Origin of the sequence: Nocardia sp. NPDC060255, from assembly GCF_042727395.1 — a bacterium.
GTDB lineage: Bacteria > Actinomycetota > Actinomycetes > Mycobacteriales > Mycobacteriaceae > Nocardia.
The window spans coordinates 295,340-319,515 of record NZ_JBHXAU010000006.1 but is presented as its reverse complement, the minus strand read 5'-3'; the positions used below and the strand labels follow the sequence as shown (position 1 = coordinate 319,515).

General features: G+C 67.5%; 23 protein-coding genes. 7 read left to right on the top strand and 16 right to left on the bottom strand.

Annotated elements, in window-relative coordinates; translation table 11 throughout:
- Positions 1-129 precede the first annotated feature (129 nt).
- Entirely contained in the window at positions 130-1,422 is a 1,293-nt protein-coding gene (locus tag ACFWF1_RS15160; RefSeq protein WP_379287938.1) for an NAD(P)/FAD-dependent oxidoreductase, read from the bottom strand.
- A gap of 111 nt (positions 1,423-1,533) precedes the next feature.
- Here ACFWF1_RS15160 and ACFWF1_RS15155 point away from each other — a divergent pair, with 111 nt between their 5' ends.
- Positions 1,534-2,391 carry a LysR substrate-binding domain-containing protein gene (locus ACFWF1_RS15155; protein ID WP_379287940.1) on the top strand — a complete coding sequence of 286 codons (858 nt, stop codon included), beginning with the start codon at positions 1,534-1,536 and terminating at the stop codon, positions 2,389-2,391.
- Positions 2,392-2,463: 72 nt separating this feature from the next.
- Here the strand turns inward: ACFWF1_RS15155 and ACFWF1_RS15150 are convergent, their stop codons facing one another.
- The 5 genes from ACFWF1_RS15150 to ACFWF1_RS15130 form a co-directional block, all read right to left on the bottom strand.
- Positions 2,464-3,225 (bottom strand): ABC transporter permease, encoded by a 762-nt coding sequence (locus tag ACFWF1_RS15150; protein WP_379287942.1) that lies wholly within the window; start codon positions 3,223-3,225, stop codon positions 2,464-2,466.
- Positions 3,222-4,229 carry an ATP-binding cassette domain-containing protein gene (locus tag ACFWF1_RS15145; protein ID WP_379287944.1) on the bottom strand — a complete coding sequence of 336 codons (1,008 nt, stop codon included), beginning with the start codon at positions 4,227-4,229 and terminating at the stop codon, positions 3,222-3,224. The genes ACFWF1_RS15150 and ACFWF1_RS15145 overlap by 4 nt, the downstream gene beginning before the upstream one ends.
- A 74-nt stretch (positions 4,230-4,303) precedes the next feature.
- Positions 4,304-4,906 (bottom strand): PadR family transcriptional regulator, encoded by a 603-nt coding sequence (locus ACFWF1_RS15140; RefSeq protein WP_379287946.1) that lies wholly within the window; start codon positions 4,904-4,906, stop codon positions 4,304-4,306.
- Positions 4,907-5,097: 191 nt separating this feature from the next.
- Positions 5,098-6,054: an electron transfer flavoprotein subunit alpha/FixB family protein gene (locus ACFWF1_RS15135; protein ID WP_379287948.1), complete on the bottom strand. Its 957-nt coding sequence runs from the start codon at positions 6,052-6,054 to the stop codon at positions 5,098-5,100.
- Between the two features lie 30 nt (positions 6,055-6,084).
- Positions 6,085-6,870, bottom strand: a complete 786-nt coding sequence (locus ACFWF1_RS15130; protein ID WP_150405401.1) for an electron transfer flavoprotein subunit beta/FixA family protein — start codon at positions 6,868-6,870, stop codon at positions 6,085-6,087.
- Between the two features lie 315 nt (positions 6,871-7,185).
- Between ACFWF1_RS15130 and ACFWF1_RS15125 the strand changes: the two genes are divergently transcribed.
- The 4 genes from ACFWF1_RS15125 to ACFWF1_RS15110 all read left to right on the top strand — a co-directional run bounded on the left by ACFWF1_RS15125 (position 7,186) and on the right by ACFWF1_RS15110 (position 12,419).
- Positions 7,186-7,959, top strand: a complete 774-nt coding sequence (locus ACFWF1_RS15125) for a class I SAM-dependent methyltransferase (protein WP_379288206.1) — start codon at positions 7,186-7,188, stop codon at positions 7,957-7,959.
- Positions 7,956-9,533, top strand: coding sequence for a 1,4-alpha-glucan branching protein domain-containing protein (locus ACFWF1_RS15120; RefSeq protein ID WP_379287950.1), 1,578 nt, complete (start codon positions 7,956-7,958; stop codon positions 9,531-9,533). The genes ACFWF1_RS15125 and ACFWF1_RS15120 overlap by 4 nt, the downstream gene beginning before the upstream one ends.
- The gene (locus tag ACFWF1_RS15115) at positions 9,530-10,783 is read left to right on the top strand and encodes a glycosyltransferase family 4 protein (RefSeq protein WP_379287952.1); all 1,254 of its coding nucleotides are present in this window, start codon (positions 9,530-9,532) and stop codon (positions 10,781-10,783) included. The genes ACFWF1_RS15120 and ACFWF1_RS15115 overlap by 4 nt, the downstream gene beginning before the upstream one ends.
- 292 nt (positions 10,784-11,075) lie before the next feature.
- On the top strand, positions 11,076-12,419 hold the full coding sequence (locus tag ACFWF1_RS15110; RefSeq protein ID WP_379322184.1) for a hypothetical protein: 1,344 nt from the start codon (positions 11,076-11,078) through the stop codon (positions 12,417-12,419).
- A 386-nt stretch (positions 12,420-12,805) separates the two neighbouring features.
- On the opposite strand, the gene ACFWF1_RS15105 is transcribed toward ACFWF1_RS15110, so the two are convergent.
- The gene (locus tag ACFWF1_RS15105; RefSeq protein WP_379287956.1) at positions 12,806-14,146 is read right to left on the bottom strand and encodes a PQQ-binding-like beta-propeller repeat protein; all 1,341 of its coding nucleotides are present in this window, start codon (positions 14,144-14,146) and stop codon (positions 12,806-12,808) included.
- Positions 14,147-14,429: 283 nt separating this feature from the next.
- Here ACFWF1_RS15105 and ACFWF1_RS15100 point away from each other — a divergent pair, with 283 nt between their 5' ends.
- Together ACFWF1_RS15100 and ACFWF1_RS15095 are read left to right on the top strand one after the other, a co-directional pair.
- On the top strand, positions 14,430-15,176 hold the full coding sequence (locus tag ACFWF1_RS15100) for an acyltransferase (protein ID WP_379287958.1): 747 nt from the start codon (positions 14,430-14,432) through the stop codon (positions 15,174-15,176).
- Positions 15,177-15,254: 78 nt separating this feature from the next.
- Complete coding sequence (locus ACFWF1_RS15095) at positions 15,255-15,800, top strand: DUF1697 domain-containing protein (protein WP_379287959.1); 546 nt, start codon at positions 15,255-15,257, stop codon at positions 15,798-15,800.
- A gap of 72 nt (positions 15,801-15,872) precedes the next feature.
- Here the strand turns inward: ACFWF1_RS15095 and ACFWF1_RS15090 are convergent, their stop codons facing one another.
- The 9 genes from ACFWF1_RS15090 to ACFWF1_RS15050 all read right to left on the bottom strand — a co-directional run bounded on the left by ACFWF1_RS15090 (position 15,873) and on the right by ACFWF1_RS15050 (position 24,171).
- Positions 15,873-17,174 (bottom strand): class I SAM-dependent methyltransferase, encoded by a 1,302-nt coding sequence (locus tag ACFWF1_RS15090; RefSeq protein ID WP_379287960.1) that lies wholly within the window; start codon positions 17,172-17,174, stop codon positions 15,873-15,875.
- Positions 17,174-18,151, bottom strand: coding sequence for a class I SAM-dependent methyltransferase (locus tag ACFWF1_RS15085; protein WP_379287961.1), 978 nt, complete (start codon positions 18,149-18,151; stop codon positions 17,174-17,176). The genes ACFWF1_RS15090 and ACFWF1_RS15085 overlap by 1 nt, the downstream gene beginning before the upstream one ends.
- Positions 18,152-18,431: 280 nt before the next feature.
- Positions 18,432-19,208, bottom strand: a complete 777-nt coding sequence (locus ACFWF1_RS15080) for an enoyl-CoA hydratase-related protein (protein ID WP_379287963.1) — start codon at positions 19,206-19,208, stop codon at positions 18,432-18,434.
- A 30-nt stretch (positions 19,209-19,238) separates the two neighbouring features.
- A complete protein-coding gene (locus ACFWF1_RS15075; RefSeq protein WP_379288208.1) occupies positions 19,239-20,009 on the bottom strand; it encodes an NUDIX hydrolase in 771 nt (256 codons plus the stop codon).
- 113 nt (positions 20,010-20,122) lie between these two features.
- A complete protein-coding gene (locus ACFWF1_RS15070; RefSeq protein ID WP_379287965.1) occupies positions 20,123-20,956 on the bottom strand; it encodes an ABC transporter ATP-binding protein in 834 nt (277 codons plus the stop codon).
- Positions 20,957-21,017: 61 nt separating this feature from the next.
- Positions 21,018-21,185: a hypothetical protein gene (locus ACFWF1_RS15065; RefSeq protein WP_379287966.1), complete on the bottom strand. Its 168-nt coding sequence runs from the start codon at positions 21,183-21,185 to the stop codon at positions 21,018-21,020.
- A gap of 163 nt (positions 21,186-21,348) precedes the next feature.
- Positions 21,349-22,155 carry a peptidyl-tRNA hydrolase gene (locus tag ACFWF1_RS15060; RefSeq protein WP_379287968.1) on the bottom strand — a complete coding sequence of 269 codons (807 nt, stop codon included), beginning with the start codon at positions 22,153-22,155 and terminating at the stop codon, positions 21,349-21,351.
- On the bottom strand, positions 22,155-22,598 hold the full coding sequence (locus tag ACFWF1_RS15055) for a protease inhibitor I42 family protein (protein ID WP_379287970.1): 444 nt from the start codon (positions 22,596-22,598) through the stop codon (positions 22,155-22,157). Before ACFWF1_RS15055 ends, ACFWF1_RS15060 begins: the two co-directional genes overlap by 1 nt.
- Before the next feature lie 91 nt (positions 22,599-22,689).
- Positions 22,690-24,171 carry an amidase gene (locus ACFWF1_RS15050; protein WP_379287972.1) on the bottom strand — a complete coding sequence of 494 codons (1,482 nt, stop codon included), beginning with the start codon at positions 24,169-24,171 and terminating at the stop codon, positions 22,690-22,692.
- Between the last annotated feature and the right edge of the window lie 5 nt (positions 24,172-24,176).

Genomic DNA, 24,176 nt, shown 5'->3' with positions numbered 1-24,176 from the left:
TCGCGCCGCAACCGCGTCTTTTGCCTGATTAACGCTTCTCGGCGAACACATTTCGAGATGCGGCCGCCGTCGCCGAAGAGCCGCATCGCGAGAACTTCGCGATGCGGCTACGGGCGTACGAGGTGGGCGTTAGGCAGCGGTTCTTTCCGCTTCGCGGGCCGGCTGGGCGACCTTGTTCACCTCGGCGAAGCCGGGGCGTCCGGTGCCGATGAAGGCGATCAGCCAGGAAGCGACCGCGGCGAAGCGGTTACGGAAACCGACCAGGTAGAACAGGTGCACGGCGAGCCACATGAACCAGGCGATCAGGCCGCGGAAGGTGATCTTGTCGTTCAGCTTCGTCACCGCGCTGAACCGGCTGATCACCGCCATGCTGCCCTTGTCCCAGTACTTGAACGCGGTGCCTGCCTGCTTCTTTCGGCGAATGATGTCGGCGGCGTGCCTACCCTCCTGCATGGCCACCGGCGACTGGCCCGGGTAGCCGTTCAAGGAGGTCATGTCGCCGATCGCGTAGATGTCGGCGTAGCCACCGACAGTCAGGTCGGGATTGATCAACAGCCTTCCGGCCCGGTCGGTTTCGACGCCGGTGGCCTCGGCGAGCACCTTCGCGAACCCGCCGACCTGCACGCCCGCCGACCAGACGATCGTCTCCGCCGCGATGCCGCGCTCGACGCCGCTCTTGTCCTTGACGGTGACCTTGCCCGCTTCGATGTCGGTGACGAAGGTGCCGAGCAGCACGTCGACACCGGTGCGGGTCAACGACTTCTTCGCGTACTCGGACAGTCCGCCGCCGAACGGGGGCAGCACCTCACCGGCGCCCTCGACCAGCGTGACCGAAACTTCTTGGTGGTAGTACCTTTTCGCGAGTTCCTTGAGCTGACCGGCCACCTCGACGCCGGTCGCGCCCGCCCCGACCACCACGAAGCTCAGCAGCCTGCGCTTGGTCTCCTCGTCGGCGCCCGCCGCCTCGGCGAAGACCCGCTGGATCTGCGCGCGCAGCAGTTTCGCGTCGTCGATGGTCTTGAGCGAGAAGGTCTTCTCGGCGAAATCGTCACGGCCGAAGTAGGACTGGCTGGCACCGGTGGCGGCGATCAGCGAGCCGTACCGGATCCGGCGCTGCTCGCCGTTCTGCTCATAGGTGACGATCGCCTTGTCCGGATCGATGGCGACCACTTTGCCCAAGCGCACGTCGGCCTCGCGGTGGCGGCGCAGAATGGCGGCGATCGGCGGCGCAATCTCCTCCGATGCCAGCACACCGGTCGCTACCTGGTACAACAACGGTTGGAACAGGTGCTCCGGCGTGCTGGAGATCAGCACGTAATCGATACCCGACTTGGCAAGTTGCTTGGCGGCGGAGAGTCCGCCGAACCCCGATCCGACGATGACGACACCCGCGGTTTCGATTCCCGCATCCACGTACTGCATGACAGCCTCCTTCTCTCATTACCAACCGTCATCGGGAACGAGGATATTTCAGGAGTTAGGGCGCATAATTCAGATGACTCTTATCTCGATCCGTCATTAATCGGAGGCGCTGTGGAACTTCGGCAGCTCACCTACTTCGTGGCCGTCTGCGAGGAGCTCAGCTTCAGCGGTGCGGCGGCGAGGTGCTTTATCTCACAGTCCGCGATCAGCCACCAGATCTCCCGGCTCGAGCGCGATCTAGGCGTGCAATTGTTCGAGCGCTCGACAAGATCAGTGGTGGCCACCGACGCCACCGCACGGCTACTTCCCCTTGCGAAACAGATGCTGAGCCTCGAATCGGCGATCCGGGCCGCGGTCCGAACCGTGGGCCCGCGCATCCGGCTCGCCGCGAACATGTCCTTCGCGACCAGATCGCTGTCGGCGATCGCGGGCGCCCGCGCGACGCATCCCGAGGCGGAGATCGAGTTCGTGATCAAACCGTTCCGGCAGCGGATCACCGCGGTGGCCGACGGCGACTGCGATCTCGCGCTCATCCGCGGCAGCGTCGACCAGCCGGGCCTAGAAGTGGAGCAGTTGTGGGTCGAGGATCTGGTGATCGCGACCTCCAGCGCGCATCCGCTGGCCACCAGGGAGACGGTGACGCTATCGGACCTGAGCAGGTATCCGCTACTGCTGCCGCCGGAGCAGGAACAGGTGTTGCTGCACACGGTGATTCGGTCCGCGTTCGCCGAGCTGCCCACCGGGCCGACGTTCGGTCCGCCGATTCCGCCCGATCACACCGCGACGCTCGAACTGATCAACCGGCCGGACGCCTGGACCGTCCTCTACGCCGAAAGCTCCACCGAGGGCCTGGTCGTCCTGAAACTGGCCGACGAGAAGCTGCGCATCCCGGTCTCCGCGGTCCTGCGCAGCGACGTCCGTCGCTCCCCCATCCTCACCACCCTGCTCGCCGGACTGCACCGCCCCTGATCGACGAAACGACCCCGAGCCTGAGCCCGGGGTCGTTCGCTATGAATCCCGCAGTGCACGAGCCGGTTTCGCTCAGGCGTTCTCCCGAGTGAAGCTGCGGGCGCCGATCACCATGAGTACCAGGGCAACTGCCACGGTGATGCCGGTGCCGAGGTAGACATCGGTGCTGCCGAAGTCGCCGCGGAACAGCGCCCGGGCGGCATCGACGGTGTGCGAGAACGGGTTTGCCTTCGCGATGTATTGCAGCCAGTTCGGTCCGACGGCCATCGGCAGCAGGATTCCGGACAGCAGCATGATCGGCAGGGTCAGGGTGTTGAGCACCGACGCGAGCGTGCCCTCGTCCCTGGCCCACAGCCCCAGTGCATAGGAAGCCGCCGCGAGACCGGCCGCCATCACCGCGATCAACAGCACCGACAGCACCAGACCCAGTGGGTCCGGCCGCAATCCGAAGGCCAGCACCGCGACCCCGACCAGGATCAGGGCCTGCACGATCAGCACCACCATGTCCTTGAGTACCCGCCCGAGCAGTAGCGCGCCCCGATCGGCCGGCGTAACCCGTTGCCGCTCTACGACACCCGCGCGCAACTCCGAGATGATCGCGAATCCGGCGTACAGCGAACCCATCAGCCCGGTCTGAATGACCAAGCCCGGTGTAAGAATCTTCCAGGGGTCGACGTCGGTCCCGAGCGCGGGAGCGATGCCCTTGATCAACGGACCGAACAGCACCAGATACAGCACCGGCTGCGACAGGCCGATCATCACCCACATCGGGTTGCGCAGATTGCTCCGCAGTTGGGACCAGAAGATCAGCCCGGTGTCGTGTGCGAACCTCATGACCGATTCCATTCGCGCAGTGAACGTCCAGTGATAGTGAGGAAGACATCGTCGAGGCTCGGCCGCTTGACCGTGATCGCGCCCGGCGTGATCCCCCGTTCGTCCAGTGCCCGCAGCAAGGGCACTACGGCAGCGTCGCCTCGCTCAACCGTCAGGTGCACCACCGTCACTCCCGCGTCCTCGGCTCGAACCCCCGACCGCACATCGAGCGCCGCCTCGGCCACCTGCAGCGCGAGATCGGCTTGCTCGTCGGCGATTTCGATGCTGATCACGTCGCCGGAGATGCGGCGCTTGAGTTCGTCGGGCGTGCCCTCGGCGACGATGTCGCCGTGATCCATCACCAGCAGCCGGTCACAGAGCGCGTCGGCCTCTTCGAGATAGTGCGTCGTGAGCACGATGGTGGTGCCCCGATCCCGCAGTCCGCGAATGTGTTCCCACAGATTGGCCCGGCTCTGCGGATCCAGGCCGCTGGTCGGCTCGTCCAGGTAGATCAACTTCGGGCCGTGCACGAGACCGAGCGCGATGTCCACCCGCCTGCGCTGCCCGCCGGACAGCTGCGCGCACTTGCGCCCACCGAGTCCGTCCAGGTCGAGCGCGGCGAGCAGTTCCTCGGCGTTGCGCGTCGCCTGCGGCTTGCTCAGGCCGAAAAGCCTTGCCTGTAGGACTAATTCGTCGATCACGAGTTCGAGATCGTTGGTCGTGTTGCCCTGCGCGACGTACCCGATCCGGGATCGCACGAGTCGCGCCTCGGTCCGTAGATCCGCGCCGGAGATGATCGCCTCGCCCGCGGTCGGCGCGATCAGCGTGCTGATCATCCGCAGCGTCGTCGTCTTGCCCGCGCCGTTCGGGCCGAGGAGGCCGAGGATTTCGCCGTCGTGCACGGCGAAATCGACCCCCTTGACCGCCTCGACGGGACCGGTTCTGGTGTTGAAGGTTCGGGCAAGCCCACGCACCTCGATGACCGCGGTACGTGTGCGGCCACGAACGGTGTCGATCGTTTCCACACCGCTTACGGTAGGAACGATCGATCAAATAGTCAAGCTTTACTATTCAGGCTTGATCATTGCTGTGGCGGGTCCTAGAGGTTCATCCCGTACATACCGCCGCTCCACGCATCGAGCTCACCGGTTTCGATGCGCTCCAACGTCTTTCGTGACCAGTTCAGATCCGCGCGGATGTGGTCGGCGGACAGGCGCATCGCGTCGGCCACATGGTGCGGCTCGGACTCGGCAGGATCGCCACTGCCGGCCAGGATCCGGGCCACCTCGCGCTCGGTGAAGACCAGCTCGGCTTCGAACTTGAGAATCCGGTTGTTCAATGCGGCGATGACTTCATCCCGTGGCGCCGCCGGAAACAGCGCGACCGCGGCGAAGTACGGATTCTTCGGCTGCTCGGCAGAGAACAACGACGCACGCAGCATCTCACCGAACTCCTTCGCCCCCTCACTGGTGAGCCGATACGTGGTCCGCTCCGGCCGAGCCCCGTCCTGCGCAACCCCGTCGATCGCGATCAGCCCGTCACGCTGCAAAGTATTCAGCGCCCCATAGATCGACCCCGGCTTCACATTCGCCCAATCATCGGCATGCCAGGACAGCAACTCACGCCGAACGTCATACCCATGCACCGGTTGCAGCAGCCGGACGACGGCAAGCACCAGCATCCGTGTCGTAGGAACAGCCATACTCGCAGGTTAGCGCACCCCAGAAACGCGAAAACTCGCCAAACCCGACGCTGCTTACGCAACAACAGATTTGGCGAGTCAGGGGTAACTCACCGGGTACGGGCCAACTCGGCCACCGACTTTCGCAAGCCGGCGGACCGAGTCCGCCCGAACACGAGCTGCCCGCCAAATTTCACGGGGAGGCGGGACAGCTAGCCCTTGTGGGCCTTGACCGCTTCGGTCAGCTGCGGGGCGACGTTGAACAGGTCGCCGACGATGCCGTAGTCCGCGATCTCGAAGATCGGGGCCTCTTCGTCCTTGTTGACCGCGACGATGGTCTTCGAGGTCTGCATGCCTGCCCGGTGCTGGATGGCGCCGGAGATGCCGAGGGCGATGTAGAGCTGCGGCGAGACCGTCTTACCGGTCTGGCCGACCTGGAACTGGCCCGGGTAGTAGCCCGAGTCGACCGCGGCACGCGAGGCGCCGACGGCGGCACCGAGCGAGTCGGCCAGTTCCTCGACGACCGAGAACTTCTCGGCGGAACCGACACCGCGACCACCGGAGACGACGATGTTCGCCTCGGTGAGCTCGGGGCGGTCGCCGCCGACGATCGGCTCGCGCGCGGTCACCTTGACGACGCCGTCTTCCTGCGCGGGCACCTCGACGGTGACCTTTTCGCCGGCACCGGCCTGCGCGGAAGCCTCGATGGCGCCCGGGCGCACCGAGATCACCGGCACGTCGCCGGTGGCCTTGGCGTCGACGGTGAACGCGCCACCGAAGATGGAGTGCACGGCGGTGCCGTCGGCCTTGACGTCGATCACGTCGATCAGCAGGCCGGAGCCGATGCGGGCGGCGAGGCGGCCCGACACCTCCTTGCCTTCGGCCGAGGCGGCGACGATGACGGCGGCCGGGGAGACCTGCTCGGTCAGCGCGGCGAGCACGTCGATCTTCGGGGTGAGCAGGTAGTTCTCCACGTCGTCGGACTCGGCGATGTAGATCTTCTCCGCACCGGCCGCGGCCAGCGCGTCGGCCAGCTTCTCGCCGGTGCCCGCGGTGCCGAGCACGACGGCGGCGGGCTCGCCCAGGTTGCGGGCGGCGGTCAGGAGCTCGGTGCTGACCTTCTTGATCGCACCGTCCGCGTGCTCGATGAGCACAAGTACTTCAGCCATTTGTGTTCTCTCCTAAGCAGATCGGCGGGATCAGATGATCTTCTGACCGACGAGGTACTGGGCGATCTTGGTGCCGCCGTCGCCCTCGTCCGCGATCTTCTCGCCCGCGGTGCGCGGCGGCTTCGGGGTGGCTCCGGTGACGGTGGTGCCCGCGTTCGCGACACCGACGGTCGACGGGTCGACGCCCAGATCGGCCAGCGTGAAGGTCTGCACTTCCTTCTTCTTCGCGGCCATGATGCCCTTGAAGGACGGGAAGCGCGGCTCGTTGATCTTCTCGGTCACGCTGACGATGGCCGGGAGGGTGGCCTCCAGCTTGAAGACGCCATCATCGGTCTCGCGCTCGCCGGTGACCTTGTCGCCGTCGATGGTGAGCTTGCGCAGGTGCGTGAGCTGCGGCAGGCCGAGGTACTCGGCGATGATCGCGGGGACCGCACCGGCGCGACCGTCGGTCGCCTCGTTGCCCGCGATGACCAGCTCGACGCCTTCGACCTGGCCGAGCGCGCTCGCCAGCACCCAGGCGGTCTGCACGGCGTCGGAGCCGTGGATCGCCGGGTCGTTGATGTGGATGGCCTTGTCGGCGCCCATGGACAGCGCCTTGCGGATGGCCTCGGTGGCCCGGTCCGGACCGGCGGCCAGCACGGTGACCTCGCCGCCCTGCGCCTCCTTGATCAGCAGCGCTTCTTCGACGGCGCGCTCGTTGATCTCGTCGAGGACGGCGTCGGCGGCTTCGCGATCGAGGGTGTAGTCACCATCGGTCAGCTTGCGCTCGGACCAGGTGTCGGGAACCTGCTTGATGAGTACGACGATGTTCGGCATCGGTCTTCGTCGACCTCCTGTTCTGGTTACACGTATGGAGTGGTCGCACAGGCGGCGCCGTACGTCCGTGTGAGTAGCTCAGGGCGTGACACTACCCTACGTTAAGTTACCCGTGGGTAACTTAGCCGCTTCTCTCTCATAACGCCAGACCCAGCGATATCGTGCCGGGCTGGAGCACCCCTGCCGAACGGTCCATCTCGACTGGTAGCGGCATCCCGGTGACCGGGTGCGGGTATCCCGCAAACACTTAGTGCCAGTAACGTCGCAACGATGAGCGAGGCTGTGATCCCTGCCGCAGTGGACGAACCGACGGGCATGACCGGCGCCCCGGAAACGACCGTCGGCGCCGTCGAACCGCTGCCGTTGACCGGCGAACGGACCGTCCCCGGCATCGCCGAGGAGAACTACTGGTTCCGCAGACACGAGATCGCCTACGCCCGCCTGCTCGACCGGTGCACCGGAAAGACCGTGCTGGAGGCCGGATCCGGCGAGGGCTACGGCGCGGACATGATCGCCTCGGTGGCCACCAAGGTCACCGGCGTCGACTACGACACCGGCGCGGTCGAGCACGTGCGTGCCAGGTACCCGCGGGTGGACATGATCCAGGGCAACCTCGCGGCACTGCCGCTCGATGACGCCTCGGTCGACGTCGTGGTGAACTTCCAAGTGATCGAACATCTTTGGGATCAGGGCCAGTTCCTCCGGGAGTGCCTGCGGGTGCTGCGCCCCGGTGGCGAGCTGCTGATAAGCACGCCGAACCGGATCACCTTCTCGCCCGGTCGCGATACCCCCCTCAACCCGTTTCACACGCGGGAACTGAGCGCCGCCGAGCTCACCGAGCTGTTGGTGGAGTCGGGCTTCGAGGTCGCACAAATGACCGGCGTGCATCACGGCGCGAGCCTGAAAGCGTTGGACGCCAAGCACGGTGGGTCGTTCATCGACGCGCAGATCGAGCGAGCGCTGGCCGGGGAGCCGTGGCCCGCCGAGCTCACCGCCGACGTCGCGGCCGTCACCATCGACGACTTCGAGCTGATCGCCGAGGACATCGACGCGAGCCTCGACCTGGTCGCCATCGCGGTGAAACCTTGAGCGAGGCGGTTCCCGGCCAGTTCACCCTGGTCCTGCACTCCCATCTGCCCTGGCTGGCGCACCACGGCCGGTGGCCGGTCGGCGAGGAATGGCTCTACCAATCCTGGGCGGCCTCTTACCTTCCGGTCGCCGAGGTATTGAGAACCCTTGCCGCCGAAGGGCGTTCCCATCTGCTCAGCCTCGGCATCACGCCGGTGCTCGCGGCCCAGCTCGACGACCCGCACTGCCTGTCCGGCATGCACCACTGGCTCGGCAACTGGCAGCTGCGCGCCGACGAGGCGGCAATGGGCGGCAACGTCGCCCTCGGCAGACACGAACATCGTTTGGCCACAGCGGCTTTGGCGGATTTCGAACAGAACTGGCGGCACGGCGCCGCGCCGGTCTGGCGCGAGCTCATCGACGCCGGCACGATCGAACTGCTCGGCGGGCCGCTCGCCCATCCGTTCCAGCCGCTGCTCGATCCGCGGCTGCGCCAGTTCCAGCTCGCCGAGGGACTGAGCGACGCGCAACATCGCTGGGGCCACACCCCCACCGGCATCTGGGCCCCGGAATGCGGCTACACGCCAGGCATGGAGGCCGGCTACGCCGCCGCGGGCGTGACCCATTTCATGGTCGACGGGCCCGCGCTGCGCGGCGACACCACCCTCGGACGGCCGGTGCGCGAGTCCGACGTGGTCGCGTTCGGGCGTGATCTGCAGGTGAGCTATCGGGTCTGGTCGCCGAAATCGGGCTACCCGGGCCAGAGTGCCTACCGTGACTTTCATCACTACGACCACGCGACGGGTCTCAAACCGTCCCGGGTCACCGGCAAGACGGTGGCCGGTCCGGACAAGGCGCCCTACGACCCGGAACTCGCGGCTGCGGCGATCGGTCGCGACGTCGACGACTTCGTCCGAACGGTGCGCGAGCGACTGATCAGCGAATCCGAGCGGATCGGCAGACCCGCCCTGGTGGTCGCCGCGTTCGACACCGAATTGTTCGGTCACTGGTGGCACGAGGGACCGCAGTGGTTGGCCCAGGTGTTGCGGGCGCTGCCCGAAGCGGGCGTCACCCTGGGCACGCTGGCCGACGCGCGGGAACGCGGATTCGTCGGGGAGCCGGTGCCATTGGCCGATTCGTCCTGGGGCTCCGGCAAGGACTGGCGGGTCTGGGCCGGGGATCAGGTACAGGACCTGGTCGAACTCAATGACGACATCGTGCGGCTCACGCTCGACACGATCGACAAGATGCGCGCTGTCGACGGTGCGACCGCGCTGCGCGACAGCGTCGCCGATCAGTTGCTGCGCGAGGCCATCCTCACCGTGTCCAGCGACTGGGCGTTCATGGTCAGCAAGGACTCCGCCGCGGGCTACGCGCGCGACCGCGCGCACCGGCACGCGCACGCCGTGCGGGAGATCGCGGCCGCCGTCGGAGCGGGTCAACTCGCGAAAGCACAGCAGTTGGCGGCAGGATGGGGGACGGCTGACGGACTCTTCCCCGGTGTGGACGCGCGACGACTCGGGAGCGCCGGGTCCGGAGGAAGCTTCGCCGCGGCTGCCGAGCACGCCGCGTCCAGCGCAGAAGGACATGCATGAAGATTTTGATGGTGTCGTGGGAATACCCGCCGGTCGTGGTCGGCGGGTTGGGCAGGCATGTGCATCACCTGGCGACCGAGCTGGCCGTTGCGGGCCACGAGGTGGTCGTGCTGGCACGCCGCCCCTCCGGCACCGACTCCTCGACCCATCCCACCCACTCCTTCATCGCCGAGGGTGTGCTGGTGGTCGCGGTCGCGGAGGACCCGCCGTGCTTCGACTTCGGCGAGGACATGCTGGCCTGGACGCTGGCCATGGGGCACGCGATGGTGCGCGCCGGTATCGCGCTCGGCAAGCCGGGCATCGGTGACGGCTGGGCGCCCGACGTGGTGCACGCGCACGATTGGCTGGTCGCACACCCCGGTATCGCGCTGGCCGAGTACTACGACGTGCCGCTGGTGTCGACCATTCACGCCACCGAGGCCGGACGGCACAGCGGCTGGGTCGCGGGCAAGGTCAACCGGCAGGTGCATTCCGTCGAGTGGTGGCTCGCCAACGAATCCGACGCGCTGATCACCTGCTCGGCCTCGATGCAGGACGAAGTCGAGCGGCTCTACGGCCCCGAGCGGGTGCCGATGACGGTGATCCGCAACGGAATCGACGTGGGCGCCTGGACATTTCGGCCGCGCTCGCCGCGCACCGGCCCGCCCCGGCTGCTGTATGTCGGCAGGCTCGAATACGAGAAGGGCGTGCAGGACGCGATCGCCGCACTGCCGCGCATCCGCCGCGCGCACCCCGGCACCACGCTCACCGTCGCGGGCATCGGCACCCAGTTCGAGTGGTTGCGGGAACGCGCCCGCGTGCACCGGGTGGCTCGCGCGGTGCACTTCGCCGGCCAGCTCGACCACTCCGAACTGCTCAGCTGGCTGCACGGCGCCGACGCCATCGTGCTGCCCAGCCGCTACGAACCCTTCGGCATCGTCGCCCTCGAGGCGGCCGCCGCGGGCACCCCGCTGATCACCTCCACCGCGGGCGGACTCGGCGAGGCCGTCATCGACGGCGTCACCGGTGCCTCGTTCGCCCCCGCCGACGTCGACGGCCTCGTCGACGCCGCCCGCGCCACCCTCGACGACCCGGTCGCCGCGCAAGACCGCGCCTACGCCGCCCACGAACGCCTCACCGCCGATTTCGCCTGGGACGTAGTGGCCGCCGAAACCGCCCAGGTCTACCACTCCGCCAAACGCCGCGTCCGCAACCCCCTCGGCCGCCCCACCATCATCGAACGCCCCCTCCCCGAGCGCGACCCGAAGTAGGTCACCCCTCGGCCAACCCGCCGCCGCGCACGAATCAGCCCCCCGCGCACAGTTTCGCTGACAGTTTCACACGCAGCAGAACAATTCACGCGCAGCGACCGAATAACACTGCGCTGAGCGAGTCCCCAGCCGACTATGACACCGGTTATCCGGCGAGCTCCCACCCGACCGGCAACGCCGGGCCGTACCAATAGTCTGCGCTGACGCCGCGCACTTCCCATCCCGCCGCGCACGAAATTGCTAGCCAAGCCATGCGCAGCAACACAATTCATGCGCAGCAGGCAATCGCATCGTGCTGAGCGAGTGCCATCCCGGCCGCCCCACCGTCAGAGCGGACGTCGCGCACGTTTCAGCGCGCGGCGCACGTTTCAGCGCGCGGCGCACGTTTCAGTACGCGGCGTACGAAATTGTCGGCAATTCCGTGCGCTGCAGAACAACCTGTGCGCGGCGAAACGAACACCGGCGCGATCGCGCGTTCGCGGCAGCCAACGTTGACGAATCGTTCCGCGGCGGACGCCGCGCACGATTTTTCTTGGTGCGCGGGGGATTGCTGGCTGATGTGGGTGCGCGGCGCCAAAATGTGCGCGGGGCAACGTTATCCACAGGTGGGTGGTTGTGCACAGGGGGCGGTTTTCGGAGGTTCGAGCCTTGGGTGGGGGTGCACTATGGGCGGATGGAGGCCTTACCGGTACAGCGATGCGAGGCGTTGGCGAAGGGATTCAGCGACGGCGAGTTGCGACGATTGACTGCTCAGCGCAGTTGGCTGCGGGTACGGCCGGGCTCGTATGTGCTACCCGAGGCATATGGGGCGATGGATCGGGAAGCGCGCTACCAGGTGCTCGTTCATGCGACCGCAGGACACCTGTCGGCACCGGCGGCGATCAGCCACCAGTCTTCGGCCGCGGTTCATGGTTTGCCACTGTGGGGGTTGCCGCTCGATCGAGTGCACGTCACCCGGCAGCGCAGTAGCGGTGGGCATCGTGGCAAGCACCTGCATGTGCACTGTGCTCCGGTCCGGGATGCGGACGTCACCCAAGTCGGATCACTACTCGTCCTTTCGCCGGCGCGCACCATTGCCGACATCGCACGGACGGTCGGATTGCAGGAAGCAGTGGTGATCGGCGACGCGGCCGGGCGGCAGTTCGGAATAAGTCACGAATCCTTTTGCCAAGCACTGACTTACGCTGCGGGCCGTCCCGGCTACCGTGCCGCGCTGCGCGCTATCGGGCTGCTCGACGGACGCAGTGAAAGTGTCGGCGAGTCGCGGAGTCGGGTCGTCCTCAGTGCCCTCGACCTGCCTGTACCCGAACTGCAAACGACGATCCTCGACGACGCAGGTAGGTTCGTCGCACGTGTCGACTTCTGCTTCGAAGAGCGGGGCATCATCGGCGAATTCGACGGCAAGGTGAAGTACGGCGGGGATCTGAACCCAAACGAAAACCCCGCAACAACCCTCTACCGCGAAAAACTGCGCGAGGATCTCCTTCGCGATCTCGGCTGGGAGGTCGTCCGCTGGACCTGGTCAGACCTGGACACCCCTACCATTCTCGACACTCGATTCCGTCGCGCCGTCGCCCGCACCGCCCACCGCCCCCGCCCCATCGGCTCAACGATCCACTTGCCGCGCACCAAATAGCCCGGCGCGCACGAAATCGTCGGCAATTTCGTGCGCGCCGTCCTATTTCCTGCGCGGCACAGCAACTTCGAGCCGCCGCTCACAATGTGATCGAGCTCCGCGCGGCCGTAGCCACGCTGCGCGGCAGCACGTCGCCGCTGATCACGGCAGCCGATCATGCTGCTGCGCGCACTCTTTGGCGGGACGCGCACGGTATAGCTGACCGATTCGTGCGCATCACGAGAAGTTGTGCGCGGCGGGCCGGTGGACCAGGACTGCGAGGTCGCGAGCGGTCTCGGTATACGTTCGGGCTGCGCATGCTTCGGCTGGGCGCGCACGAGATAGCTGGCTGATTCGGGCGCGGCGGGGCAGGGTGCGCGCGGCGGGCGGGGCCAGAGCGGCGGGGGTCAGTGCTCAGGCTTGAAGACGAAGAGTTCGCCGATGCGGGTGGCGACGATGACCTCGCCCTGGGCGCCGATGGAGGTGCCGGTGGTGCTGCCCTGCGCGCCCGGCAGCACATCGGAGTCGATGGTGGAGCCGGTCTTGGTGTCGAAGGTGATGAGGTTCAGGCCCTCGCCGATCGCGGCGGCGGTGTAGCCGGTGCCGCCCGCGGTTTGCACCGGGGTGCCGCGCAGGTCGAGGTCCTTACGCGCCCAGGCGATTTCCGGCGCGTCACCCTTGTCGCGCAGCGCGAGCAGGTAGCCCTCGTCGCCGGACGGGATGATCAGGCCGTCGCCGGCCACCGAAATGCCGCCGCGCGGTGTCCATTCCAGCGGCTGCACCCATTTGGTGCGTCCGTCGGCGGCGTCGACGGCGATCAGCCGGTTGGTGTTGTCGCCCACGTAGACGGTCTTGCCGTCGGGCGACAGGGTCGGGCTGGTGGCGCTGCCGCCGAACAGCAGGTCGGCGCTCCACTCCTGCTGGATCTTGTTGTCCGCGTAGCGGAGTGCGACGAGCGCGGCGGTCGGCTGACCAGGCTTCCATACCGTGACGAAGAAGCGTCCGGTCGCGGTGTCGATGGCCGAGATGTTCGCGACCGGGCACTGCGGTTCGCCGACGCGACATTGGTCCAGGCCCTGACCGGCGTCCGGCCAGGTGAGGTTCGGGTTGTCCAGGAAGTCCGGCTGACCGAGCAGCTGCATCGTGGAGACGACGCGCTGGCCGGTCTGCCGGGAGAGGACGTCGACCTGACCGGATTGGGTGACGGTCAACAGGTTTCCGTCGCCGGTGAACTGCGCCGAGACCGGCGCGCCCGCCACGGTGGTGCGCCACCTCGGCTGTCCGAGATAGTTGAAGGAGATCACCGCGCCGACGTTGTCCTTGTCGTCGCCGACGTAGACATTCGTCATGCCGTCCACCACCGACGGTGTCGCGATCGCGGTCGGGCCGAGCCCACTGCAGAAACGCTTGCGCCCGGTCAGCATCTGGAAGGAGTAGAGGGTGCAGGTCGGCGTGTTCGTGGTCAGGAACATCTGCCCGTCCGGGCCGATGGTGACCGGCTCGGCGATCGGCCCGCCGATCGGACGCGACCAGCTCAACGCGATCTTCTTGGCGCCGACCACCGGGCTGCTGCCACCGTTGCGCCCGTCGTGATAGGCCGCAGGCCAGCCCTTACCGGGGCCGACCGCGATGTCGTCGACATCGGTGCCGCATCCGGCCAACGCCAGCGCACCGACCGCGGCCAGCGACGCAACTACCCGCAGCCGGGACGGTCGCCACATGGAACTAGCCAGTACGCCACTTCGCACCTGCTGCACTCCTGTCGTCGTTTCCGCTCGCACGAGACTAAAGCGTGCCGACCCACCGCTCTGGAGCGACCCGGTTCGGGTGTACGCGTGTGGATTCGGGGGCGCCGCCCGCGGCGCAGCAGTCACTGTACGGTAGGGGCCCGCGCGAGTGTACGAGTCCTGCCGTTGCGGTCCGCGTCCGTGCGCGGTCCGTGCCCGGATCGGGTTCGAGCGCGCCCGTTATGCTCTACCCGTCGCCGTCGAGGCGGCGACGAGCCGTTGGACCACGACAGGAGAGCCGTTCGTGACGAGCATGTGGGGCGCACCGTTGCGCTCGCGCTGGCGGGGATCGCGCCGCCGGGATCCGCAGCAGGCGCGCTTCCTGACCGCGGCCTCGCTGCGCTGGGTGCTCGCGAACCGGGCCTACACCCCCTGGTATCTGGTGCGCTACTACCGGTTGCTCAAGTTCCGGCTGGCCAACCCGCACATCGTGTTGCGCGGCATGGTCTTCCTCGGCAAGCGGGTGGAGGTGCACGCGACCCCCGAGTTGGGCCGGATGGAGATCGGCCGCTGGGTGCACATCGGCGACGGCAACGCCATCCGCTGCCATGAGGGTTCGCTGCGCATCGGCGACAAGGTGGTGTTCGGCAAGGACAACGTCGTCAACACCTACCTCGACATCGAGATCGGTGAGTCCACCCTGGTCGCCGACTGGTGCTACATCTGCGACTTCGACCACAAGATGGACGACATCACCCTGCCGATCAAGGATCAGGGCATCGTGAAGAGTCCGGTCCGGATCGGTCCCGACACCTGGATCGCCGCCAAGGTCACGGTGCTGCGCGAGACGCGCGTCGGCCGCGGCTGTGTGCTCGGCGCCCATGCCGTCGTCAAGGGCGAGATCCCGGATTACAGCATCGCGGTCGGCGCACCCGCCAAGGTCGTCAAGAACCGCAAGGCCGCCTGGGAGGCGAGTGCCGAGGAGCGCGCGCAATACCTTGCGGCGCTGGAAGATATCGAGCGCAAGAAGAACGGTGCCAAAACGGCCTGACCCGGCGCGCCGGCTCGGTCTTGATTCGTCGATGCCGGATCACGGCATCTGTCGGGGGACTTCGGTAGGTTCCCCGATATGAATCGCTATGCCGCACTGTTGCGTGGGATCGCACCCAGCAACCCGAACATGAGCAACGAGAAGCTGCGTGGCGTGTTCGAGAAGCTCGGGTTCGAGAAGGTCGCTTCCGTGCTGGCGAGCGGCAATATCGTGTTCCAGAGTGCCGACACAGACGTCAGCGATCTCGAGGATCGAATTCAGCAGGCGCTCAACGCCGAACTCGGCATCGCCGGTGGCACGATCATCCGCAGTGCCGAAGAGCTGCAAGCACTGCTGGACTCCGACCCGTTCCCCGGCCTCACCCACGGCCGCGGCACCTATCTCATCGCCACGTTCCTCAAGGACCGCAAAAAGGTGGCCCGCAAACTACCCGACCAGCCCGATCCGCTGGCCCGAGTCGTCGGCTACGACAAGCCGTGCAGCGCCTACCTAGCAGTGATCGACAACAGCGAACCCGGCAAGACCCCGGACTTCATGGCCTGGCTCGAAAAAACCCACGGCAAGAACATCACCACCCGCACCTGGCTAACCGTCCAACGCGTAATCAAGAAAATGAACCAGTAGGCATTCTCGTCGCTGCCGCGCACGGTTCGTCGCGGCGCGCATTAAATTGCTGGCTATTTCGTGCGCAGGGAGCTAATCAGTGCGCGGCGAGGGCACCGGGGCGACGGCAGCGCACAGGAAGACGGTGGGTGTGCGGCCTATTCGGGTGATCACGAGGGTGTAGGGGTGGGTGCCTTGGGGTTTGAGGGTGCGGCGGAGTTTGTCGGGGTCTACGTCTACGCCGCGGACCAGGATTTCCAGGGGGCCGCAGTCGTGGCGGCGGAGTTCGGCGCGGAGGGTTTTTTCGCGGTAGTCGAGGCGGTCGATGATGCGGAAGCCTCGGGTGCCCGGCGGGACGGTGTTGCCGGTGAGGTAGGCGATGCGTGGGTCCAGTTGCCAGAGGGCGTGTTTCGCGGCGTAGTGGCGGACCAGGCCGGCGCGGACGACGGCACCGTCGGGATCGATGATCCAGTCGCCGGGTTCCTGTTCCGGGATTTCATCGGCGTCCGCGTCGGTAAGGGTGAAAGATGTTCCGGCCGAGGACGATACGGTCGCACGGCGGGTGATCCCGGGTTCGGTCAGGCCTGCCGACCACAGGCACGCCTCGCGAACGGCGCCGTCGAGGGAGACCACTTCGATCTCGCCGGACCAGTCGAGTCGATCGAAATCCAGTCCGGGGGCGCACTTTACGGCGATATCGCGGCCAGGGTACGCGGCGAGCAGGTCCGGCAGCGGTGGCTGCAGTTTCGCCGGATCGTGGGTGCGCCGCCCGTCGGCTCGCCGCGCGGGATCGGCAATGATCACGGTGTCTCTACTCACCGGCACGAGCGCATCCGCCTTGGCCAGCAGCACATTTCGCGGCTGCTGCACGGTAGCGGACCGAAGCGCTCCAGCAAGCTCGGGCGCATCCGGCGATGACAAGTTGTGCGCACCTACCTGTCGACTCGGCGCGCCATCGAGATGCACGTGCGCTCCGGCGAGGTTGTGCTCGGCCATCGACAACCGCACATCGTCCAAGTCGCTGCCCACCACGACAGTGCACACCCGCGCCAGCTCGGCGAGTTCTGCCCCGATTGAACAGGTCACGTCGTGTACGGCCCGCCCGGCCAGCCGGGCGGCCCGCTGCCGGGCGACCACCGTCGGGGTCGCCTGCTGTAAGGCGTCGTCGGTGAACAACCAGTCCCCCGCGTCGACGAGCTTGGCCCCCGCTTTACGCCGCAAGCGCACCGTTTCGACGAGCGCCGCCGCCCGGCCGCCGTGATCGCGCCGCACCCGCTCCAGATCACGCAGGTGCGAGGCCTGGGACAGCTCCAGCCGGTCCACCTCGGTCAGCGCGGCCGTGCCCGCCGGGCTGCCGAGGAAGGCGACATCGTCTCGACTGAAGCCGTAGCCCACTACTTGGCGGACGAATCCGGCTTCACGCCGGTGATCATCGCGTTGTAGAAGAACTGACGCGGCACCACGCGGCGCATGACGTTCTCGTCCAGCCAGCTCAGCCGCAGCCACGCCTTGTACATGGCCAGCCGGTAGCCCATGGTGAGCTTCTCGTCCGGCACGGCCGCCTCGAAGGTGCGCACCGGCCAGCCCCACAGCGCGGCCGCGAATTCCTCGGTGGTCGCCTTGACGTCGACGGCACCGGCCGAGCTCGCCATCCGCTCCAGGTCGCGCGGGTCGAACGTGTGCAGGTCGACGACCGCTTCGAGCGCCGCGGCCCGCGAGGACTCGTCGAGCTCGGTCTGCGGGCGCCGCCATCCGGCCAGCTGCGGCAGCTTGGTGACGGTGGTGGTGGCCTTCCAGGTGGCCCGGCCGAGCCAGCGCGCGTAGAAGTTGCCCGCGGTGGTCGGCTCGCCCGCGAAGACGAAGCGCCCGCCCGGCTTGAGCACGCGCAGGCATTCCTTCAGTGCGAGTTCGACATCCGGGATGTGATGCAGCACCGCGTGTCCGCAGACGAGGTCGAAGGTGTCGTCCTCGTACGGGATGGTCTCCGCGTCGGCGACCCGGCCGTCCACGTCGAGGCCGAGGTTCTCTGCGTTGCGCAACGCGACCTTCACCATGCCCGGCGACAGGTCGGTGACGGAGCCGGACTTGGCCACGCCGCCCTGCATCAGGTTCAGCAGGAAGAAGCCGGTGCCACAGCCGAGTTCGAGGGCCCGGTCGTACGGCAGCGGCGCCGGGCCGACGGCCGCGTCGAACCGGCCGCGGGCATATTCGATGCAGCGTTCGTCATAGGAAATCGACCATTTGTCGTCGTAGGTCTCCGCTTCCCAGTCGTGATAGAGCACCTGGGCGAGCTTCGTATCCTTGCGCGCTGCTTCGACCTCTGCCTCGGTTGCATGCGGGTGAGGCGCGGGGTCGTCGGGACGTACCGTCATGACCGCCAAGCCTAGCTGACCCGCCTCTCCGCGTTTTAGGCCATACAAGTAAGAGCCGCAGCCGTCGCGCGGAGGGCTGGCGGTCATGAACGTGGTCCGGTTTTGGGCGTACCCGACGAGTTACCCATGTTCCAACGAAATCAGTCGTCACCCAGCATGTTGGAGGCATACAGCCCAAGAAGCGCGGCAGATCGGAAGCCGCCGAAAAGATAGGAACGTGTGCCAATTCCGCGTCCGCGTGTGATCAATACCACCGGCCGGAACGAGGGCACCGACGGCTTCACCGACCGACGAATGCGGCCGATCCTGGACCGTCGGCGCGGTAGGACTCGGTGCCGATTCGGCGGTCTTCGGTGGCGAACAAATCAGACCATTCGGTCTGTGCGCGGTCGAGGCCATGGGGGCCCGCCTCGAACACCGCCTTCGCGGCGGCGAGGGCACGGGCCGGGCCGTCGGTGAACTGCGCGGCCCAGTTGAGCGCGGCGGTATACACGTCGTCGGGTGGCACGACTTCGTCGACCAAGCCCAGGGTGCGCGCCTCCTCGGCTTCGACGAAGCGGCCGCTGTAGACGAGGTCTTTGGCGGGGCCCGGTCCGATCAGCAATGACAGCCGCCGGATCCCGGCGAGCGGGATGAGGCCGGCCTTGATCTGTGGCAGGCCGAGTTTGACGTTGTCGCCGATGATGCGCCGATCCGCGCCGAGGGCGAGCTCGAGGCCGGCGCCGAGGCAGTAGCCGCTGATCGCCGCGACGGTCGGCTGCGGCAGCCGGGCGAGGCAGCCGAGGTCGCGCTGCAGATCGGCGGCCATCGCACGGGCCTGGTCTTCGCTGAGTCCGGCCAGCTCGGTCAGGTCGTCGCCCGCCGAGAAGACGCGCTCGTCGCCGTAGAGAATGACCGCGGCGACGGACGGGTCCGCGGCGACCGTCTCGGCCGCTTCGGCCAGCTCGCGCGCCAGCTGCGCGTTCACCAGGTTCATCGGCGGGCGGGCGATCCGGAGGACGGCGACGCGGCGCGCGGTATCACCCTCGAGCAGATCCAGGGTCACGAATTCGGCCATGGGACGCCACGCTACCGGCCGTCCGGTGACTCACTTGCGGACGGATCCCTTGAGCCTGCTCGCATCCGGGAGACCGGCGAAGTAGCGCGGGCTGTCCGGGAACGCCAGCACCCGCCCGCCGGTGGCCTCGGACAATATCGGCATGATCGGCTCGATCGTCGGCTCGGCGGCGAAAATCTCGGCGGTGGAACCGAATTCACCGAGCGCGTCCAATTGCGACCAGGTGGGCGGCAACAGGATGTCGGTGCCTGCCCGCCAGCGATCCAGCGCCTCGGCCGGTGTCCGCCACTGCACCTCGGCCGCCTCGGAGGTGGCACCGTCGGCCAGCTGGCCCTCGGGCAGGACCGCGACGAAGAACCTGGTGTCGTAGCGGCGTGGCTCGACCACCGGGGTGATCCAATTCGCCCACGGCCGAAGCAGATCCGCGCGCAGCACCAGTTTCTCCGCGGCGAGGAAACCGGCCAGCGAGAGCTCGCGTCGTTCCAGTTTGCCGCGTGCCTCGCGGTAGCCCGCGGTGTCGGAGACGACGCTGTCCGCGGTCGGACCGGCAAGCAGCACACCGCATTCCTCGAATGTCTCGCGCACGGCGGCACAGACGAGTGCCTTGGCGCGCGGCTCGGTGGTGGCGAAACGCTCAGCCCACCAAGCGGGTTCGGGTCCGGTCCACTCGATGTCGGCGGTGCCGTCGGAGGGATCTACGCCGCCGCCGGGGAACACCGTCATCCCGGCCGCGAAGGCCATCGCGCCGACCCTGCGCTGCAAAAATATCTCTGGTCCGGCAGCGCCATCGCGCACCAGCATCACCGTCGACGCATCTTTGGGCGACGGGACCGGCTGAGAGTCAGCCTGCGCGTTTATCTCACTCACTCCTGCACCCTAACGCGCGCTTGGTGAGCGCCGTCACGGGCAGCGGGTCAGCGGGTGCGGTGCTTGCCTGCGCGGCGGGAGCGGCGGGCGAAGTAGCGGCCGTCGACTCGGTCCAGCGCGATGGATTGACGGAAGGCGTCGCTCAGGTTTTCGGAGGTCAGGACGTCGGTGAGCAGGCCCTGGGAGACGACTTCGCCTTCGTTGAGCAAGAGTCCGTGGGTGAAGCCGGGCGGGATCTCCTCGACGTGGTGGGTGACCAGGACGATGGCGGGCGAATCCGGGTCGGCGGCAAGATCGCCGAGTCGTTCCACCAGTTCCTCGCGACCGCCGAGGTCGAGCCCCGCCGCCGGTTCGTCGAGCAGCAACAGTTCCGGGTCGGTCATCAGCGCGCGGGCGATCATCACCCGTTTGCGCTCACCCTCCGACAGCGTGCCGTAGGTGCGGTCCGAAAGATGTTCCGCGCCCAGGCTTTCCAGCATGTCGACGGCGCGGTCGGTGTCGACATCGTCGTACCGTTCGCGCCAGCGGCCGAGCACCGCGTACCCCGCCGACACCACCAGATCGCTGACCTTCTCGTCTTTCGGCACCCGCCCGGCCACCGCGGCGGAGGACAAGCCGATCCGCGGCCGCAACTCGCTGACGTCGACCTTGCCGAGCACCTCGCCGAGCAGATGGGCGATGCCCGAGGTCGGGTGCATCTCGGCGGCGGCCATGCGGAGCAGGGAGGTCTTGCCCGCGCCGTTGGGGCCGAGCACGACCCAGCGTTCGTCGAGCTCGACCTGCCAGGTCACCGGGCCGACGAGCGTGTGGCCCGAGCGGCGGACGGTGACGTCGGTGAAATCGATGAGCAGATCGGGATCCGGTTGCGGCACGCGGTCCATCTTGGCCCACCCGCCCGGCTACTCGCCAACGCGGGCGGGTCTGAAAAGCGTGTCGCTCGGGTCAGCGGCGGCGGCTCAGCACGAACAGATCGCGAAGGCGCTGGTCGTCGGGTTGGTTCGATTGGTGATGGTCCTCATCGTCCGACTTGTGTAGCAGCCGGGCCACGATGAGAGCCAACGGAACCGACAGGAGCACCCACAGGGCGAGAATCACCAGCAGCGTCGTCATAGCTGGTCCTTCCTTCGGTCGGCAAGAATGCGATGCCGATACAACGAGCCTCCGCCGCAACGGCGTGGCGCGGGTAGGGCACAACGTCCTCGGTGAAGTTGCTCAGAGTGATACCCCAATTCGACCCGCGCAACGCACATTCGACGCGGGTGTTTTCCGGCGGTCACGACAATCGAGCGGGCACCGCGATCACCGTCATCGAGCCGGGCGCCACTTCGGTGAACCCGGCGTCGCGCACAGCAACCGCCGTGCCACGCGCGACCTCATCGGCCAACGCCTTCCATTGTCGCGCATCGGCTTCCCTTACGGAGCAACGGAATTCCTGCTCGGCCCAGCGCAACGCCTGTGCCGCGGTCAACGCACCCGCCAGCAACATACTGGCGTGCCCGACCTGTGCGGCGGCCTTGCCCAGTGTCATGCCCAGTTCCGCGTCGATCCACAGCACCGGCAGTTCGGGATCGGCGGGCCCGGGGTCGTCGTGTTCGAGGTCGGTGCCACCGATCTGCAAACGTTTGATCCGCGGGTCGACCGTACCGACCGGCCCGGGCACGAACGCACGGGCCTGCGCGCCATCGACATCGACTGTGACACCGTCTACCTCGTTCGCCGCGAGCCACTGGGCGCCACGAGCGCGCCGCGCCACCTTGCGGATTCGCGAACGCTTCCAGGCCAGGTAGCGGTCCGCCCACTCGCCGCCCGGACCGACCCGCTCGTCCAGGCACAGCGCCACCGACGCGGTCGCCGCGGCGGCGAGCAACGCACTGCGCGGCGGCGGATCCAGCTTGGGCAGGTGCAGCACGATCTGCATGGCCTGCACCATGGCCGGATCATCGGGATCGCCCGCGCCGCCGTAGCCCTGCGCGAGTTCCGCGTGCCGGACGCGGAACCCCGCCTCATCGAAATCCACCGGCGACACCGGGTCTTCCAGCGCGTCCCGGACTCCGGCACCATATTCCGGGATGCTCGACATCACTCCACCTTGATCGTCAATGAATACGTTTGCGCGGGTTCGACACCCTGCTCCCATGGCCGCAAATAGTCCATCGAGAGCTTGGTGATCCCCGCGGCCTTACCGACAAAGGTCCACACCGTACCGCCACCGGAGCCGGGCGCGACCGGCACGTTCGGATCCGGCTTGAACCCCGGATCGCCTTGCGCCTGAAGCAGATTCGCGTCCAGCCCGGTGATCTGCCACAGGTATCCGGTGGACGGATTCGCGGGCAGCGTCACCACCAGGGACTGGCCGACAGCGACCTGTCGTTCCTGCCCGTTGTCACCTATCCCGGCCGTCACCGGGGCGGGCCCCTGGGCCGAGGTCGGCGCGGCCGAGGAGGTCGCGTCCGAGGACGAATCGTTCTTGCCGCACCCGACAACAGCCAATCCGAGCAGCAGCACAAGCAGAGATTTCCGCAACGCACCCTCCGATTTCGCCTGACGATCCTGGTCCGCGCCAGCTTACCGACGGTGTCCGACGAATCCGCCCATTGGTATCGCGTGCGCCCGGTCAGTCGAGCAACCCCCGGTAAGTGTGCTGCCACGGCCGAATCCGCTCGAAGGCCGCGGCCAGACTCAGCACGGTGTCGTCGCGGAAGCGCCGCCCGACGATCTGCATCCCGACCGGCAGCCCCTGCGCCGTCGTGCCGCCGGGCACCGAGATCGCCGGGTGGCCGCTGTAGTTGAACGGATGGGTCAGGCACCAGCCGAGCACCGGATCGACGGTCTCCCCCTCGACGGAATCCGGCCCGACCGTCCAGCCGTCGTCGGCATTGGGCACCCCGGCCACCGCGAGGGTAGGGCTGATGATCGCGTCGTAGCGATCCAGGACCGCGAGGATCGCATCGAAGATCGCGGTGCGCAGGAACTGATCCCGGCGCGTCTGCGCCATGGTCATCGCGGCACCGCGGTCGGCGACGGCGCGCAGTTGCGGTGGCAGGTTGTCCCAGGACACCGCGCGCAGATCGAGTCCGAGATCGCCGAACATCTCGAGCAACGACACCATGGCCGACCCGGTGAGCCGCAGCCACAGATCGGTGACCTCCTGATGCGGTGCGGGCAGCGCGAATTCGGGTGTCTCGACCTCGACGCCCGCGACCTCGAACGCACGTACCGCCGCGTCGACGACCGTACGCACCTGCGCCTCGACCGGGAAGCCGCCGAGCGTCGGAAGATACGCCACCCGCAGGCCCGCCACCGGCGCGAAGATCGCGTCGCTGTACCGCTGCGTGGCCAATGGCACACTGCCCGGATCGTTTTCGTCGAAGCCCGCCATCGCGTCCAGCATCAGCGCGCAGTCCTCGACCGAGCGCGCCAGCGGCCCGTTGCCCATGAACGGATCCATGGTGAAGAACGCGTCCGGCCGCACCACCCCGGCGAGCAGCCCGTAGCTCGGCTTGAGGCCGACCACGCCGCACATGGCGGCCGGAATGCGTACGGAGCCACCACCATCGGAGCCTTGCGACAGCGCGCACAGGCCCGCCGCGACCGCCGCCGAGCTACCGCCCGACGAGCCACCAGCGTTGTGGTCGAGGGCGAACGGGGTGCTGGTCGGGCCGAACAACCGGTTGTCGGTGGTCGCCTTGTGCCCGAACTCGGGGGTGTTCGTCTTGCCGAGCACGATGGCGCCGAGCTCTTCGAGCCTGCGCACGTGCGGAGCCGTCTCCTCCGGCACATATTCGGCAAACTCCTTGACGCCGAACGTATTCGGCACGCCCGCCTTGAAGTCGAAGAGATCCTTGATCGCGATCGGCACCCCGTGCAGCGGTCCGCGCACCCGCCCGGCGGCCACCTCGGCCTCGGCCGTCTTCGCCGCGGCCCGCGCCTCGTCGGCGAGCACGCTCACGTAGGCGTTGACCTGGGTGTTCTTTTCCTCGATCCGGCTCAGGTACGCGTCGACCACCTCGACCGGCGATACCGCACGACTGCGGATCCGCCGCGCGAGCTCCGCCGCGGGCGCCAGGACGAGTTCTGCCACTTCGTTGTTCGTCATGCAGC

What these genes read in the sequence shown, in the direction of transcription:
- ACFWF1_RS15160 (WP_379287938.1), bottom strand. Translation starts at nt 1,422, where the DNA reads ATGCAGTACGTGGATGCGGGAATCGAAACCGCGGGTGTCGTCATCGTC.
- ACFWF1_RS15150 (WP_379287942.1), bottom strand. Translation starts at nt 3,225, where the DNA reads ATGAGGTTCGCACACGACACCGGGCTGATCTTCTGGTCCCAACTGCGG.
- ACFWF1_RS15140 (WP_379287946.1), bottom strand. Translation starts at nt 4,906, where the DNA reads ATGGCTGTTCCTACGACACGGATGCTGGTGCTTGCCGTCGTCCGGCTG.
- ACFWF1_RS15135 (WP_379287948.1), bottom strand. Translation starts at nt 6,054, where the DNA reads ATGGCTGAAGTACTTGTGCTCATCGAGCACGCGGACGGTGCGATCAAG.
- ACFWF1_RS15130 (WP_150405401.1), bottom strand. Translation starts at nt 6,870, where the DNA reads ATGCCGAACATCGTCGTACTCATCAAGCAGGTTCCCGACACCTGGTCC.
- ACFWF1_RS15125 (WP_379288206.1), top strand. Translation starts at nt 7,186, where the DNA reads ATGACCGGCGCCCCGGAAACGACCGTCGGCGCCGTCGAACCGCTGCCG.
- ACFWF1_RS15115 (WP_379287952.1), top strand. Translation starts at nt 9,530, where the DNA reads ATGAAGATTTTGATGGTGTCGTGGGAATACCCGCCGGTCGTGGTCGGC.
- ACFWF1_RS15095 (WP_379287959.1), top strand. Translation starts at nt 15,255, where the DNA reads ATGAATCGCTATGCCGCACTGTTGCGTGGGATCGCACCCAGCAACCCG.
- ACFWF1_RS15085 (WP_379287961.1), bottom strand. Translation starts at nt 18,151, where the DNA reads ATGACGGTACGTCCCGACGACCCCGCGCCTCACCCGCATGCAACCGAG.
- ACFWF1_RS15080 (WP_379287963.1), bottom strand. Translation starts at nt 19,208, where the DNA reads ATGGCCGAATTCGTGACCCTGGATCTGCTCGAGGGTGATACCGCGCGC.
- ACFWF1_RS15075 (WP_379288208.1), bottom strand. Translation starts at nt 20,009, where the DNA reads ATGCTGGTGCGCGATGGCGCTGCCGGACCAGAGATATTTTTGCAGCGC.
- ACFWF1_RS15070 (WP_379287965.1), bottom strand. Translation starts at nt 20,956, where the DNA reads ATGGACCGCGTGCCGCAACCGGATCCCGATCTGCTCATCGATTTCACC.
- ACFWF1_RS15065 (WP_379287966.1), bottom strand. Translation starts at nt 21,185, where the DNA reads ATGACGACGCTGCTGGTGATTCTCGCCCTGTGGGTGCTCCTGTCGGTT.
- ACFWF1_RS15060 (WP_379287968.1), bottom strand. Translation starts at nt 22,155, where the DNA reads ATGTCGAGCATCCCGGAATATGGTGCCGGAGTCCGGGACGCGCTGGAA.
- ACFWF1_RS15050 (WP_379287972.1), bottom strand. Translation starts at nt 24,171, where the DNA reads ATGACGAACAACGAAGTGGCAGAACTCGTCCTGGCGCCCGCGGCGGAG.